12 protein-coding genes and 1 riboswitch are annotated in these 15,120 nt (G+C 73.2%); of the genes, 5 read left to right on the top strand and 7 right to left on the bottom strand.

The features are described 5' to 3' along the window. Positions 1 to 190 precede the first annotated feature (190 nt). The 3 genes from M8C17_RS09620 to eccB all read right to left on the bottom strand — a co-directional run bounded on the left by M8C17_RS09620 (position 191) and on the right by eccB (position 3,441). Positions 191 to 1,465 carry a WXG100 family type VII secretion target gene (locus tag M8C17_RS09620; RefSeq protein WP_252416057.1) on the bottom strand — a complete coding sequence of 425 codons (1,275 nt, stop codon included), beginning with the start codon at positions 1,463 to 1,465 and terminating at the stop codon, positions 191 to 193. Next, positions 1,458 to 1,826 carry a hypothetical protein gene (locus tag M8C17_RS09615; RefSeq protein WP_252416056.1) on the bottom strand — a complete coding sequence of 123 codons (369 nt, stop codon included), beginning with the start codon at positions 1,824 to 1,826 and terminating at the stop codon, positions 1,458 to 1,460. Before M8C17_RS09615 ends, M8C17_RS09620 begins: the two co-directional genes overlap by 8 nt. 88 nt (positions 1,827 to 1,914) lie before the next feature. Beyond that, positions 1,915 to 3,441, bottom strand: a complete 1,527-nt coding sequence (gene eccB / locus M8C17_RS09610) for a type VII secretion protein EccB (RefSeq protein WP_252416055.1) — start codon at positions 3,439 to 3,441, stop codon at positions 1,915 to 1,917. A gap of 161 nt (positions 3,442 to 3,602) precedes the next feature. Between eccB and M8C17_RS09605 the strand changes: the two genes are divergently transcribed. Continuing rightward, positions 3,603 to 4,790, top strand: a complete 1,188-nt coding sequence (locus M8C17_RS09605) for a type VII secretion protein EccE (protein WP_252416054.1) — start codon at positions 3,603 to 3,605, stop codon at positions 4,788 to 4,790. A 60-nt stretch (positions 4,791 to 4,850) separates the two neighbouring features. On the opposite strand, the gene eccD is transcribed toward M8C17_RS09605, so the two are convergent. Beyond that, positions 4,851 to 6,248: a type VII secretion integral membrane protein EccD gene (gene eccD, locus M8C17_RS09600; protein WP_252416053.1), complete on the bottom strand. Its 1,398-nt coding sequence runs from the start codon at positions 6,246 to 6,248 to the stop codon at positions 4,851 to 4,853. 166 nt (positions 6,249 to 6,414) lie between these two features. Between eccD and eccCa the strand changes: the two genes are divergently transcribed. From eccCa to M8C17_RS09585, 3 genes are all read left to right on the top strand, one after another. Beyond that, positions 6,415 to 10,380, top strand: a complete 3,966-nt coding sequence (gene eccCa / locus M8C17_RS09595; protein ID WP_252416052.1) for a type VII secretion protein EccCa — start codon at positions 6,415 to 6,417, stop codon at positions 10,378 to 10,380. A 268-nt stretch (positions 10,381 to 10,648) separates the two neighbouring features. Next, the gene (locus M8C17_RS09590; protein WP_074316322.1) at positions 10,649 to 10,957 is read left to right on the top strand and encodes a WXG100 family type VII secretion target; all 309 of its coding nucleotides are present in this window, start codon (positions 10,649 to 10,651) and stop codon (positions 10,955 to 10,957) included. Positions 10,958 to 10,982: 25 nt separating this feature from the next. Further along, a complete protein-coding gene (locus tag M8C17_RS09585; RefSeq protein ID WP_252416051.1) occupies positions 10,983 to 11,261 on the top strand; it encodes a WXG100 family type VII secretion target in 279 nt (92 codons plus the stop codon). 72 nt (positions 11,262 to 11,333) lie between these two features. Here M8C17_RS09585 and mycP read toward each other — a convergent pair whose 3' ends face one another. Both mycP and M8C17_RS09575 read right to left on the bottom strand, forming a co-directional pair. Further along, the gene (mycP, locus tag M8C17_RS09580; protein ID WP_252416050.1) at positions 11,334 to 12,575 is read right to left on the bottom strand and encodes a type VII secretion-associated serine protease mycosin; all 1,242 of its coding nucleotides are present in this window, start codon (positions 12,573 to 12,575) and stop codon (positions 11,334 to 11,336) included. A gap of 49 nt (positions 12,576 to 12,624) precedes the next feature. Next, on the bottom strand, positions 12,625 to 12,960 hold the full coding sequence (locus M8C17_RS09575; protein WP_252416049.1) for a helix-turn-helix domain-containing protein: 336 nt from the start codon (positions 12,958 to 12,960) through the stop codon (positions 12,625 to 12,627). Between the two features lie 201 nt (positions 12,961 to 13,161). Between M8C17_RS09575 and M8C17_RS09570 the strand changes: the two genes are divergently transcribed. Then, positions 13,162 to 13,878, top strand: coding sequence for a carbonic anhydrase (locus M8C17_RS09570; RefSeq protein WP_252416048.1), 717 nt, complete (start codon positions 13,162 to 13,164; stop codon positions 13,876 to 13,878). Between the two features lie 56 nt (positions 13,879 to 13,934). On the opposite strand, the gene M8C17_RS09565 is transcribed toward M8C17_RS09570, so the two are convergent. Continuing rightward, a complete protein-coding gene (locus tag M8C17_RS09565; RefSeq protein ID WP_252416047.1) occupies positions 13,935 to 14,954 on the bottom strand; it encodes a hypothetical protein in 1,020 nt (339 codons plus the stop codon). Positions 14,955 to 14,957: 3 nt separating this feature from the next. Then, positions 14,958 to 15,089: riboswitch (cyclic di-AMP (ydaO/yuaA leader) on the bottom strand. Positions 15,090 to 15,120: the final 31 nt, after the last annotated feature.

Below are 15,120 nucleotides of genomic sequence, written 5' to 3'. Positions count from 1 at the left end.
ACGCCCGTCCCGTGGCGGCGCAGCTCGGCGGAGGACCGTTCGAGGGTGACCGTCGCCACGCCGCACACTGTGGACGGACGGACTGACGGCACCCCCCGCGACATGACGGTGGCCCCGGTCGGATCGGGTCCGGCCGGGGCCACGGTACGTTCGGCGCCACCGACGCTGTCGCGCGTCGGCGGTGGATCGGTCAGTCGGCGGTGCCGAGCACCGGCGGCGGGGCGTCCCCGCTGTCGCGCCACACCATCTCGTCCTCGGTCAGCCAGGTCAGCCGCTCGTCGGACTCGTCGTCGGTCGGTCGGCCGTGCCCGCCGAGCACACCGGGGCGTTTCGCGCCCGCGCCGCCGGCCGCCGCGCGACCCGGGGTCTCACCACGCCGACCGTCGATGCTGCGCCCGACGCCGGCGGCGGGGCGGTTGTCGGCTGCGGGCGGGCCAGCGGCCGGCCGGACCGAGGCGGTGGGCGTGCTGCCCGAACCGGCGAGCGCGGCGGTGCGAAGCACCCCGCCGGCCGGAGCCCCGCCCTGCGCCCCGAAGAGCAGACCCGGCCCGGCGCCGGCGCTGGCGGTCACGGTGGTCGGCCCGGACAGGCCGGCCAGACCGGCGGCCCCGCCGGCGAGCAGCGCCCCGCCGAGCACCGGGTCCGCGCTGGCCAGGGAGGTGCCGCCCTCGGTGGCGGAGCCACTGCCCGGGCCCGTGACGACACCCGGCGTGCCACCGGTGCCCGCGCCGTCCTGGCCGGTGCCGGACCCGCCGCCGACAACCGGGGGTGGGGTGACACGGTCAGGCGTCGTGATGGTGGCGTCGCCGGTGTGTGCGGTGAGCCTGGTGGCGGTGGGCGCGGCGCTCGGGGTGTCGGTGGGCGGAGCGCTGCGGGGCGTCGTCGGGTCCTCGCGGGCCGTCTTCGGCGTCTCCGGGTCCGGAGGCGGCGGGTCGACCACCCGGTCGTACGCGGAGAGGTCGTAGCCGGCTGCCAGCTCGGCCACCACGTTCACCATCCGCTGGTGGGCCTTCTCCTGCTCTGCCTTGTCCTGCTGGTGACCCATGATGCCGCCGACCACCGCGCCGGGCAGGCCGAAGGTGGCGGCACCCCGGAGCGCACCGGAGATCGCCTGGTCGTTGTCGTCGGTCGCCTCGGGGCTCTCGGCCTGCTTGTGGGCGGTGCGCAACTGGCCGGCCATCATGGTCAGCCCCTGCTTGACACCGGCCATCCCCTCGCCCAGCGCCGTGGTGTGGGCGACGATCAGCGACAGCCGCCGCTGGAACTCCCGGCCCGCCGAACCCGTCCAGGTGTTGCCGAGCTTCTCCAGGTCGCCGCTCAGCTCGCGGGCGAGACCGTCCAGGATGCCCTTGAGGGCGGCCCACTGGGCAGCCACGTCCTCGATCTGCTCCGGCTTGCCGGCCATCACGCCGTCGTAGAGCTGCTGGTGCGTGTTGCCCTGGTAGCGCTGGGTGTACTCAGACACGCCCATCCCCCTTCGGGGCCAGCGCCCGGTCGACCCCCGTCAGCGCGGCGGTGATGTCGGTGGCGTTGGCCGCGTTGCGCGCCTCGGCGGTGCGGTAGTTGGTCAGGATCGTGCTGGTCGCCTGCTGCGCCGCCTGCACCGCCTGCCGGAGTCGCTCGGCCTGGACCACATAGGACTGGTGGACGTCGCTGTAGCGGCGGGCGTTGTCGGTGGCGTCGGTGAACGAGCCCAACGCCGGAGGACGGCACTGCATCTCGGTGTTGAGCTTGCGCAGCACCGACTCGGCCTCGGTCAGCCGTGCGGCCAGATGCTGCTGGAAGTCCTCAAGGGACAACAGGTCGACTTCCGTACGCCCGGTCATGGCAACATCCCCGTCGTTCTGGTTGACAACCGTCAGCAGCTCTCAGGTTAGTCCACGGGTGCGACGCGGGGCGACCCGTCCGGACCGCTCAGTCGTCGGCTCCGGTCGATGCCGTGGCCACCCCACCGCCAGCCCCGCCGGTCTCCGGAGTGGCGCTGGGTGAGGCGGGCGAGGTCGCCTCCGGCGCTGGCGCGGCCGGCGACGAGCCGCCGGGCGAGAAGAAGACCGACGCGTCCTTCCGGTTCAGGTTGGGCCCGGTCGGGATCAACGAGAGCAGTGAGCCGGGCACCGCCAGCGGGGTGACCCCTCCGTAGCCGAGGACGGCCATCGTCTCGGCCGACCCGAGCGGGTAGCGGACGCCCTGCGGGCTGATCAGGTAGATCGTCGACCCGGCGGCGGCAGATCCGCTGGTCCCGGCGCCGGGAGCGGCCTGCGCGAGCACACCCTTGCCGCCGGGCAGCAGCACCGCCTCGGCCGTCCGCACCGAATCGCGGGCGGTCTGTCGCACCGGAACCGGGCCCGAGGCGTTCGCGGTCAGCTCCGCAGGCGCCCGGTCGAAGACCTCGACGGTCGTGGTCGGCGGGCCGCCTCCGCTGCCCGCCCGGTACGTCGCGCACAGCACGGTCTGCCCGGAGCGGGCCGCGTACAGCTCGGGCAGCCTCAGGGGCAGGCCCTCCTCGTCGACCCGCTGCTCGGTCAGCAGCCGCCCGGCCTGATCCGGCGTGATGTCGGTGATCTGACCGCCGCCGCCGATCATCAGAAGCGCGGTTATCTCAGTGATTGAGACGAGCCCTTCACGGGTCAGCACGTAGTGCTGCCCGGCCGCCTGGAACACCTGACCGATGTTGGCCGGCTGGTCGGCCACGGCCAGGCCGCTGCGCTCGCCCTCGCCGGGCAGCGACGGCTTCCGCAACGGCGGCCCGGCCGGCACCGCGTTGAGCAGTTGCTGCCCGACCGGCAGCGGTGCCGTGCCGGTCATCCGCAGGGCGGCGATCGCCTGGTCGCCGCCGACCACCTGGAGCCGGGAACCACCGGTGAGCAGGTACCGCTGACCGTCCACGGTGACCAGTACCGCGCGGTCGCCCAGCGGCGTGCCGCCGGGCAGCGCACGGTCGATGACCAGGCGGGTGCTGGAGCGACGCGGGTCGGCCGGGTCGGGCACGTCGCAGACCGACCAGGGCAGACCGGTCAGCGACTTGCGGTCCGGCAGCGCGTCCGGTGCGCCGACGATGCCGACGGTGCGCCCGCGCGGCCGGTCCCGCAGCGACGCCTGGGACATCGTCCGCACCGTCGGGTCAGGGGTGTCCAGGACCAGCCGGGCCGACGTGTAGTTGAGCGTCGGAAGCAGCCTGCCCTCCATGAACACGTACGTCGCGCCGCTCTCCCGCTCGATGACCAGCGTGTTGTCCTCCAGCGGCGCGGTGTTCCCGGTCAGCTGGCCGTACGCGCCCACCCCGCCCAGCACCACGGCCGCGGCGATCACGCTGCCGAAGATGGCCATGCCGAGCCGTCGCATCGGCAGGTTGGTGGTCTCCGGATCGCCCGACAGCAAGGCGGAGACGATCCGGCGGGTGACGAAGCGGTACGCCTGCACCTGATCGCGGCGGGTCCGCATGACTTACCTCCGGCGGGGTGGATCCGCGACGATCAGGTCGGAACGCCGTCGCGGGCTTCCCTACGATAAGGGGCCGACGGCGGGTCTTTGGGACCACCGCCCGTGGCCGGCGCCGGAACGACCCGGCGCAGAGCCGTACCGTGCAGGAGGGACAGTCACCCATGACGCAGGTTCAGGCGCCACCCGCCCGAGTGACCACGAACCCGTCCGACGTCCCGGCGAGGGCGACGCCGCCGGCCGAGCGTCCCGGTCGGGGGCGGGTCGGTCCGATGCTGGTGGGGCAGCTCGTCGTGCTGGAGCTGTGCGCGGTCGCCGTCTGGGCCGCGACGGCCGGGCCCAGTTGGCTGCTCGCCGCGGTGGGCACGGTGGCGGCGCTGGTCGTCCTCGCCGCGTTCGCCCGTCGTGGTGGCCGCTGGTGGTTCGAGGACCTGCTGCTGCGCCGGCGGCTGCGGCTCCGCGGCGAGCGTGCCACGGCGGCGCTGGCCGACGGCACGGCGGTGGATCCCCGGCTGGCCGCGCTCGCCCCCGAGCTGAGCGTCATCGAGCTGACCGACCGGGGTACGCGCCTGGGCATCGGGCAGGACGCCCTGGGCTGGTTCGCCGCGGTCGCCCTGCAACCCGCTCCCGGCACGACGGTCGGCTCGATGGACGCGTCGGCGGTGGACCGGGCGCTGCGGGTGCTCACGGACTTCGCCGCGCCGGTCTCCCGGGCACAGGTCGTGGCGCACACCCTGGTCTGGTATCCGGCGCCCGGTGCTCCGCCGGCGGCGCACCGGACCGTCTGGGTGGCGCTGCGGCTCACCGTGCGCGACGCGCGGGTGGAGGCGGTGAGCCGGGGCGGCGGGCTGCCCGGCGTACACCGGACGTTGGCCGCCGGAATCGGCCGGCTGGGCAAGGCTCTGACCGCCGCCGGGCTGGCCCACCGGCCACTGGGCCGCGACGAGCTGCGCGCGGCCGTGGTCTCGGCGGCCGGGCTGGACCTCGTGCCGGAGCCGCCGACGGAGACCTGGCGGGGGTTGCGCGGCGGCGGCTGGACGCACCGCTGCCTGGCCCTGCGGGGCGGGTCGGACGCCCCGCTCGGCCCGCTGGTGGAGGCGATCACCGCGACGTCGGCGCCGTCGCACACCGTGGCGGCGGCGGTGTCGCCGGACGGGCGGGTGGCGGCGCCACTGCTGCGCGTCGCGGCCATGGACAACCACGTGGAGGCGCTGGTCAAGGTGGTCCAGGACGTCGCGCACCGGGCCGGCGCGTCGGCCCGGCCGGTGGACGGGCAGCACGCCCCCGGGGTGTACGCCAGCGCGCCGGTCGCGTCGACGCTGGGCGGCTCTCCCCGTCCGCAACCCCGCTGACCGTCCGCCCGTCGACCGGCCGTTGAACGGGCCGGTCGACGCGGCGGAAGCCCCGTCGGGTCAGGGGCGCAGGTTGACGATCCAGCCGTACAGGCCGCAGACCCAGACGGCGAGCGGCACCAGCGAGATGATCAGCAGGATCTCGACGATGTCGAGCAGCCGGCCCCACACCGGGGAGATGCGCTTGCCGGCCACGGTCAGGCCGTAGATCAGGCTGACCACGGCGGCCAGCAGTAGACCGCCCAGAACCAGGCCAAGCCGGACCGGCAGCGATCCGCCGGCGTAGGTGGCCGCCGCGGCCAGGCCCAGCCCGACGGTGCCGGCGAGCAGCACCGGGGTGCGCTGGGCGCGGCCCAGCAGCGGGCGGGCCCGCAGCAGCGAGAGCAGGGCCAGCACCAGGCAGAACAGCACCGCCGGCAGTCGGCCGTCCAGGGCCAGCACCAGCTGTGCGCCGAGCACCAGCAGCGACACCGTCCACAGCAGACCGGTGAGGAACTGGTCGGCCCGATCGCTGAGCTGGAGCACCTGCCGGCCGTCGACCGACTCGCTGTCGGTCTTCAGGTCCTCCGGACCGGTGGGGATCGACGGCACCGGCAGCCGGGCCAGCCGGTAGGCCGCCATCGGCAGCGCGGGCACCGCCCCGAACGCGACGGCCGCCACCACCGCCGCCGCTGCCGGCGCGTCGATGCCGAAGACCAGGCAGAGCACCGCGCCCAGGCCGGTCGCGGCACCCACCCCGATCGCGGCGAAGAAGAGCGGGTAGCGGTCACCGACGGCCAGCGCGGCCACCGCTCCGGCGACCACCACGGCGGTGGCCGCGAGCAGGACGTGCGGACTGGCCAGGTCGGTCAGCGACCGGTCGCCGGCGAGCAGCAGCAGACCGCCGGTGCCGGCGTGCACCAGGCCGACGACGGCCAGCACCGCCCCGGTCCGGCTGTCACCGGCGGCCCGGGACAGGACCGCCGCGCCCACCAGCAGCGCCACCGTGACGAGCAGGGCGGCCAGCGCGCCCGGCAGGTGTGGCGGGCCGGCGAAGAGCGCGGCGACTGCTCCGGCACTGAGCGCGGCCGCCGCGAACAACACCGCGAAGGACCGGGTCGAGGCGACCTGCCAGGCGCCGGGACGCTGGTTGGTGGCGGTGGCGACCGCGTCCACCACGTCGTCGAAGACGATCTCCGGCGCGGCGGCCGAACGGGGATTGAAGTACAGGACCTCGCCGTCACGGACGCCGAGCTGCGCGGCGGTGCGCCCGCCGTCCAGGGGAGCACCGCCCAACCGGGACAGTGCCCAGCCGCCGTGCCGCACCCCGTCGTCGGCCAGGTCCTCCCCGGCGTAGCGCAGCAGGGTGGGCAGCAGGTCGGCCATCGGTACGTCCGACGGGAGGGCCAGATCCATTCGGGTACGGGGAGCCACGATGGTGATCCGGCTCAGACCACCGGTCGCCGTCTTCGTCGCCACAGTGGCCTCCAGGTGTCCGTCTACGATCAGCGGGCCGCGGTGCCGCGGTGCGGGTCCACCGCGCCCACGGGAGATTACCTACGATGACGGGCACGTACGATGCCCACCCGCGGACTTCGGTTCGCGACGGCACGTCATCAGGGCCGCTTCTGGGGAGGAGACAGCCGTGAGCACGGTCGTGTTCCGTCGGCTTCCGCGTCAGCCGGGGCCTGCTCTGCCGCGCGGTGAGGTGCTGCTGGAATCCCCGCCTGAGCTGCCCGAGCCGACGCCCCGCGGGATGGGGCAGCTGCTCATGATCCTGCCGATGTTCTGCGGGGTCGGCGCGATGGCCTTCCTCTACGCCGGCAGGGGCGGCGGCATGATGACGTACGTCGCCGGCGGCCTGTTCGGCGTCTCGATGCTCGGGATGGCGATCGGTTCGCTGAGCAACAGTGGTGGCAAGGACAAGGCCGAGCTGAACGCCGACCGCCGCGACTACATGCGTTACCTGGCCCAGATGCGCAAGCGCACCCGGCGCGCCGCCGAGCAGCAGCGGGCGGCGATGGCCTGGCGGCACCCGGAGCCCGACGCGCTCTGGTCGATCGCCGCGTCCCGGCGGCTCTGGGAACGGCGGATCACCGAGGACGACTTCGGCGAGACCCGCATCGCGCTCGGCCCGCAGCGGCTGGCGGTGGAGATCGTCCCGCCCGAGACCAAGCCGGTCGAGGACCTGGAGCCGATGAGCGCCATCGCGCTGCGCCGGTTCGTCCGCGCACACTCCACCGTTCCCGACCTGCCGACCGCGCTGTCGGTGCGCGCGTTCAGCCGGGTCGTGCTGCGCGGTGACCGGGAGCCCGTGCTCGACCTGACCCGGGCGGCGCTCGGTCAGCTGGCCACGTTCCACGCCCCGGAGGACCTGGTGATCGCGGTGGTCGCCGCGCCCGACCGGCAGTCCGCCTGGGGCTGGGTCAAGTGGCTGCCCCACGCGCACCACAGTGGACGTACCGACGCCGCCGGCGCCCGCCGGCTGGTCTTCGCCAGCCTGGCCGAGGCCGAGGAGTCGCTCGCCGGCGAGCTGGCCGGGCGGCCCCGGTTCGCGCCGGAGGCCAAGCCCCTGACGACCGCGCCGCACCTGGTCGTGGTCGTCGACGGCGGCGAGATCTCACCGACCTGCCAGCTGGTCGGCCAGGGGCTGCTCGGCGCCACCATGATCGACCTCTCCGGTACGGTGCCGCGCGACGCCGGCCGTTGGCTGCTCTGCCTCGACGTGGGCGACGGAAGCACCCTCGACCTGGTGCGTGGCACCTCGTCCTCGCAGCTCGGCCGACCCGACCGGCTCAGCGCCGAGGCCGCCGAGGGGCTGGCCCGGCAGATCGCGCCCTTCCGGCTCTCCCAGCAGCAGACCAGCAGCGAGGAGCCGCTGGCCCGCAGCATGGAGCTGCCGGACCTGCTCGGCGTCGGCGACGCCGCGGCGGTCGACGTCCACCAGACCTGGCGCCCGCGCGGTCACCGCGACCGGCTGCGTATCCCGCTCGGCGTCGGCCCGGACGGCAACGTGGTCGAACTGGACTTCAAGGAGTCGGCGCACGAGGGCATGGGCCCGCACGGCCTGGTGATCGGTGCGACCGGGTCCGGCAAGAGCGAGTTGCTGCGGACGGTGGTGGCCGCGCTGGCGGTGACCCACTCGTCGGAGGAGCTGAACTTCGTCCTGGTGGACTTCAAGGGCGGCGCGACGTTCGCCTCGCTGGAGGCGCTGCCACACACCAGTGCCGTGATCACCAACCTGGCCGACGAGCTGCCTCTGGTCGACCGGATGCGCGACGCGCTCGCCGGCGAGATGGTGCGCCGGCAGGAGCTGCTGCGGGCGGCCGGAAACTACGTGTCCCGCTTCGAGTACGAGAAGGCCCGGGCGGCCGGCGAACCGCTGGCGCCGATGCCCAGCCTGCTGATCATCTGTGACGAGTTCAGCGAGCTGCTCGCCGCGAAGCCCGACTTCATCGACCTGTTCGTGATGATCGGCCGGTTGGGCCGGTCGCTCGGCGTGCACCTGCTGCTGGCCAGCCAGCGGCTGGAAGAGGGCAAGCTGCGCGGCCTGGACACCCACCTGTCGTACCGGATCGGTCTGCGTACCTTCTCCGCGGTGGAGAGCCGGATCGTGCTCGGCGTACCGGACGCGTACGAGCTGCCGAACGCGCCGGGCCACGGCTATCTGAAGACCGACACCAGCACGATGCTGCGGTTCCGGGCCGCGTACGTGTCCGGGCCGTACCGGGCGCCGGGGCAGCAGGCGTCCGCGTCGCAGGCCCTGGTGCAGCGACGGATCGTGCCGTACGGCCTCGACTTCATCCCGGCGCAGCTTCCGCAGATGCCGGTGGACACCGCTCCGGAGCCGGAGCAGCCGGCCGACGGCAAGGCCGTGGCGATGCTCGACGTGCTGATCGAGCAGCTCAAGGGCCGGGGCCGTCCGGCGCACCAGGTGTGGCTGCCGCCGCTCGCCGACCCTCCGGGTCTGGGTGAGCTGCTCGGCCCGCTGGCGGTCGACCCGACCTACGGGCTGTGCACCGCGTCCTGGCCGGGCCGGGGGCGGCTCACCGTGCCGGTGGGCGTGGTGGACCGTCCGTACGAGCAGCGCCGTGACCCGATGATGGTCGAGCTGGCCGGTGCCGGCGGAAACGTGGTCATCGTCGGCCGCTCGCTCAGCGGCAAGAGCACCATGCTGCGCTCGCTGCTCGCCTCGCTGGCGCTCACCCACACGCCGCGTGAGGTGCAGTTCTTCTGCCTCGACTTCGGCGGCGGCGCGCTGCGCAGCCTGGAGCGGCTGCCGCACATGGCGGGGGTGGCCGGTCGGCGGGACGTGGAGGCGGTGCGCCGGACGGTGGCCGAGGTGGTCGCCGTCCTGGACGACCGGGAGACGCGGTTCGCCCAGCACGGCATCGACTCGGTGGCCAGCTACCGCCGTCGCCGGGCCGCCGGTGAGTTCGCCGACGACCCGTTCGGTGACGTGTTCCTGGTGGTGGACGGCTGGAACACGCTGCGCCAGGAGTACGAGGAGCTGGAGCAGACCATCACCACGCTGGCCAACCGGGGTCTCGGCTTCGGCGTGCACGTGGTGCTCACGGCGGTGCGCTGGGCGGAGATCCGGATCAACATGCGGGACCTGCTCGGCACCAAGCTGGAGCTGCGCCTGGGTGACGCCTCGGAGTCCGAAATCGACCGTCGGTCGGCGATGAACGTGCCGGAGAAGTCGCCCGGTCGCGGTCTGACCCGCGACAAGCTGCACTTCCTCACCGCGATCTCGCGGATCGACGGCCGCCGGGACATCGACGACCTGAGCGAGGCGTCGATCGCCCTGGCCGGGCACGTGGCAGCCAACTGGCCGGGCCGGCCGGCGCCGAAGGTGCGGCTGCTGCCACGCCGGCTGCCGGTGGCCGAGCTCGCCCGGATCATCGACCGGTCGGCGCCCGGCCTGCCGATCGGGGTGAACGAGTCGGCGCTGGCGCCGGTCTACCTGGACCTGGCCAACGAGCCGCACCTGACGGTCTTCGGTGACGCCGAGTGCGGCAAGACGAACCTGCTGCGGCTGATCGCCCGGGGCATCACCGAGCGGTACACGCCGGCCCAGGCCCGGCTGGTGATCGCCGACTACCGGCGCGGGCTGCTGGGCGCGGTGGAGGGCGACCACCTGCTCGACTACGCACCGTCCAACCAGGCGTTCGCCCAGGGGCTCGGCTCGATCCGCAGTGCGCTGAACAACCGGTTGCCCGGCCCGGACGTGACCACCGCCCAGTTGCGTGACCGCAGCTGGTGGAAGGGCCCGGACCTGTACATCCTGGTGGACGACTACGACCTGGTGGCCTCGGGCGGCAGCAACCCGCTCAGCGCTCTGCACGAGCTGTTGCCGCAGGCCCGCGACATCGGCCTGCACCTGATCATCACGCGCCGGGTCGGCGGGGTGTCCCGGGCGCTCTACGAGCCGGTGCTGCAGAGGCTGCGGGAGCTGGATTCCCCCGGTCTGCTGATGTCCGGCAACCGGGAGGAGGGGGCGGTCTTCGGCACGTTGCGGCCGAGCCCGCAGCCGCCGGGCCGCGGCACGTTGGTCCGCCGTCGTGACGGTCAGCAGCTGATCCAGACCGCGTGGTCCGAGCCGTCGTGACGGGTATCGGCTCGGCCCGGATCGTGCCGGTCGACGGTGGCCGCACGTCCGTCGCCCGGGACGGCTTCGTGCCTGTGTCGGATTCCCGTCCCGATCCGCCTGACCCGATTCACCACCATCCATCGAAGGTGGCCGGTCAGGGCTGCGCGGGCTGGACCGCTTCCGCTACGGTCTTCACTGGAGTGTCCGTCGGTGGGGTGTTGCTGCCTTGCCGCGGGGGAGGGGTGCGGCAAAGCCGCCGCCACAACATGACGGAAGGGTGTGAAGCATGGCGTTCGAGGTCGAAGCTGCGACTCTGCATACTGCCGCGAGTGACGTGCGGTCCACGCGCAGCGAGGTCGACGGCGAGCTGAAGAAGCTGTGGAACGTAGTCGACGACCTGGCCATGGCGTGGAAGGGTCAGGCGTCCACGGGCTTCCAGTCGCTGATGCAGCGGTGGAACGAGGACACCGTCAACCTGCTGACGGCGATGGACAGCATCGCTGACCTGCTCGACAAGTCGGGTACGACGCACCAGGTCAACGACGAAGAGCAGCAGCAGATGCTGGACAAGTTCCACTCTGCTCTCAACCCGTGATCCGTAGCCAGCAGAGGAGGAAATCGTGACGATCAAGGTTGACTACGCGGTCCTCGAGAGCAGCAACCAGCAGATGCAGGCCATCTCGAAGACGATCGACGAGAAGCTGGACACGCTGCGGTCGATGCTGTCCAAGCTCCAGTGGGACGGCGAGGACCGGGCGGCCTACGAGCAGCACCAGGCCAAGTGGGACACGTCGGTCCGGGACATCAACCGGATCCTCAACGAGATCGGCGGTGCCGTCGGCATCGCCCGCGAGAACTACGTCTCCACCGAGATGAGCAACGCCAAGGTGTGGGGCTGAGCCTGACGTCAGTGCGGCTCCGGTCCGGTTCCACCGGGCCGGAGCCGCATTGCGTTGTGCCGCTCGACGCTGTCAGCCGGTGACCGGTGTGTCGGTGCGCCGGCCGGGGCGCCAGCCGCGCCGACGACCCCGGGTAATGATCGGCCGGGCGGCCAGCAGCAGTGCGGTGAGCAGGCCGCCGACGGCTGCCACCCAGATCGCGACGGTGCGCTGCCAGCTCAGCGGGTCGTCCGATCTGGTGGGCGGCGCGAGCGCGCCGGCGGGCGGGTCCGTCCGGGTGCCCAGCAGGCTCGACAGTGCCCGGTACGGGTTGACCACCCCGTAACCGACCTCCGCGTTGTGCCCGTCCGGCGGGGCGTCCGCCGTCTTCTCCAGCCGCTCGGCGACCTGCTGGGGGCTGAGGTCCGGGTAGGCCGACCTGACCAGCGCGGCCACCCCCGAGACGTACGCGGCGGCGAAGCTGGTGCCGCCCGTCGGCTCGGCGCGGTAGCCGCTCCCGCCGGGGGCCGGGCCGACGATGGTCAGTCCCGGGGCGGCGACGTCGACGTACGAGCCGCTGACGGAGGTGCCCACGTGGCCGCCCAGCTCGTCCACGCCGGCGACCGCGATGACCCCGGGGTACGCGGCCGGGTAGGCGGGCCTGTTCTCCTGCTGCTCCTGCCGGTTGCCGGCGGCGGCGACGACCACGACACCCTTGGCGAGCGCGTTCTCGACTGCCAGGGCGAGCTCGGGGCGGGGCAGGGTCATCAGGGACAGGTTGATCACGTCGGCGCCGTTGTCGACCGCCCAGTCGATGGCGGCGGCGATCTGCCCGGGCAGGGCCTCGTCCCTGGTGTCCTTGGTGTCGGGCAGGACGCGGATCGGCAGGATGCGGGCCGCCGGGGCGACGCCGCTGTACGGGACGCCGGTGCCCTCCCGGCCCGCGATGATGCCGGCCACCATCGTGCCGTGCCCGACCAGGTCACACTGGCCCTGGTTGGCCGGCAGGCCGTTGAAGTCGCGGCCCTCGGCCACCTGGCCCTTGAGCAGTGGGTGGATGGCGGAGACCCCGGAGTCGATCACGGCCACGGTCACCCCGGATCCTCGGGACAGCGGCCACGCCGAGGACGGTTCCAGCCGGCGCAGTGCCCACGGCATCTCCGTCAGGATGTCCTCGCCGGGTGGGCCGCAGGTGGGTGGTGCCGCGGCCGCCGGGGACGGGACCACCAGGGCGCCGCCGAGCAGAGCCGCCAGCGTTCCACTGAGGACCGCTCGGACGGCTCGCCGGGTGTGGCGGGACGGATCGGTCGCGCTCGACGGCAGGCATTCGCGCACCCGCAGAGATTACCGCTGTGCCGCCGCGCGCTGCGGCCCGGCGACCCGCTCAGGACGGGCGGGCGGCCGCCTCGGCGGGTGTGTCGGCGAAGAGCGCGAGGAGATCGCCGACCTGACGGTCGGCTTCGGCGGGGTGCCGGAACCGGCCGGCCGGGTTGAGGGTGTATTCGTTGCGCCGCCCGACCCGGGTGCGGTGCAGGTAGCCCCCCGCCTCCAGGTCCGCGACGATCGCCTGTGCCGCCCGCTCGGTCACGCCCACCTCGGCGGCCACGTCGCGCAGCCGTGCGGTGGGGTCGCGGGCGATGGCCAGCAGGACGTGCCCGTGGTTGGTGAGGAACGTCCAGTTCCGGCCGCCGCCGGTGTCACCTGCCGTCGTGCCCGCCATCGTCTGACCGCCTCTCCGGGTTGTCCACCCCGCCGCCGGGCGTCGCCGGAGCGCCGGAGCGGGGCCAACGTATGAAATCTATATCACGCATATCTTGACGCGTCTTGCGCTGCGTGTGACGGTGGAGCCGAGCCGCCGCCCACCGCCGGCCCGGCTGAAAGCCCTGTTGAGCAGGTCAAACGCGTGAGACGAGGTGCGGGGATGGATCGTACCGGTACACCCGGCGGACAGCCGGGGCCGCAGCGGACCACCGGCCGGGCGCCGGCGATCAGCGAGCCGGCTCGGGCGTACGCCGAGCTGGCCGCCGGTAACCGGCGCTTCGTCAACGGCGCCCCGCGCCACCCCAACCAGGACGCCGGGCACCGCGCTGCGGTCGCCGACGGACAGCACCCGTTCGCGGTGATCGTAGGCTGCTCCGACTCCCGGTTGGCCGCCGAGATCATCTTCGACCGGGGGCTGGGCGATCTCTTCGTGGTCCGCACGGCCGGGCACACGGCCGGCCCCGAGGTCCTGGGCAGCGTGGAGTACGCCGTGACCGTGCTCGGCACCCCACTGGTGGTGGTGCTCGGCCATGACTCGTGCGGTGCGGTCCAGGCGGCCCGGGAAGCGGTCACCACAGGCACGTCGCCCCAGGGGCACCTGGGTGCCGTGGTCGACGCCGTGCTGCCCAGTCTGCGCCGCGCCGCCGCCGACGGGATCGACGACGTCGACGGCATCGTCGACATCCACATCGCACAGACCGTCGAGACGCTGCTGGCCCAGTCGCCCGTGCTGGCGGCCGAGGTGGTGCGGGGCCGGTGCGCGGTCGTGGGGATGTCGTACCGGCTCGCCGCCGGAGCGGTGCGCCCGGTGACCGCGGTGCCGGCCGGCGCCACGCCGCTCGACGTACCGACCGCACCCGGCCCGGCCGCCGCCTGACGCGACGAGGGCCGCCCCGCGACGCGGGACGGCCCTTCGACGGTTGGGCACGCGGGTCAGAGCATCGACATGTGTACGTGGTCAGTGTGATTCGACGGCCCGCTGTACGACTTCCAGCCGGTCGCCGGGAACCAGATCTGCCGGTTCCAGATCACGTAGTAGATGCCGAGTCGGTCGGCGTTGCGGATGAGGAACGCGGCCACGTTGTTGCCGTACGTCCGGGTGTCCTCGTTGTGCCAGGGGCTGAAGCCGCTCTTCTGCAACGACCAGTCGCAGGCGCGACCCTTCGGGTGCTCCCACGGCCCGCCGGAGCGGTAGCAGCCGACGAACCGGTTGAAGCCGGCCCGCTTGACCTCCTTGTACGCGTGCAGCGTGCGCGGCGTGACGCAGCCGGAGGTGGTGGGGTCGTTCTCGCTGCACGACTCGGACTTCCAGTCACCGTCGGAGGTCCGGCCCGGGCCGAGCCGGGCGACCGGCGAGGTCGCCGACACCAGCCCGCCGGTGAAACCCTTCCCACCGACCAGGGCGAGCGCCTTGTCGGCGTCGCGCTTTTCCTTCGCCATGAGGGCCGTCTGCTTCTGCTGCTCGCGGACCTCCGCGTCGAGGGCCAGCTTGGCCTGCTCGGCGCGCGACTTCACCGCGTTGACCTCGGAGAGCTTCTTCTCGTTGACCATGTTCATCTCGTCGAGCACCGCCGCGCGCTGGACGAACGAGTCCGGGGCGTCGCTCTCCAGCAACATGGCAATGGCGCCGATCCGGCCGGTCCGGTACGACTGGGAGGCGATCTGCCCGACCTGGGGGGCAAGCGCCTCCAGCTCGGCATTGGCCTTGTCGACCTCCAGCGCCAGCTCCAGCTGCCGCTTCTTGGACTTGTCCAGTTTGGACTTGGCGGCGGAGTAGTCGCGGTTGGCCTTCTCGATGACGTCGTTGAGCAGCTTGGGCTCGCCGTCCTCTTCGTGCCCGGACGGGGTGGGGGTCGTCGGGGCGGCGTGGGCCGGGAGGGGGCCGGCGAGCACGGTCAGTGCGGCGATCACGGCCACCACGGGCGTCAACCAGCGGCGTAGGGGTGCCGTCACAGTATTCCCTTCCGTCGACCGCCGACCGGGTTAGCTGACGGGTTCGGGGCGGAAGTGGCCCCTACCGCTGACGCGGATTCACCCCACATACCTGGGTCCCCGGCTCGCCGGCTGGCGATTGGGCGGTGGCACCGCAGGCGCTGCGTCGCGCCTTCGGCGGTGACCG

The sequence above is a fragment of the Micromonospora sp. RHAY321 genome, assembly GCF_023896955.1.
Taxonomy (GTDB): Bacteria; Actinomycetota; Actinomycetes; order Mycobacteriales; family Micromonosporaceae; genus Micromonospora.
The sequence above is the reverse complement of the archived record's forward strand: the minus strand, read 5'-3'. Positions and strand labels throughout refer to the sequence as shown.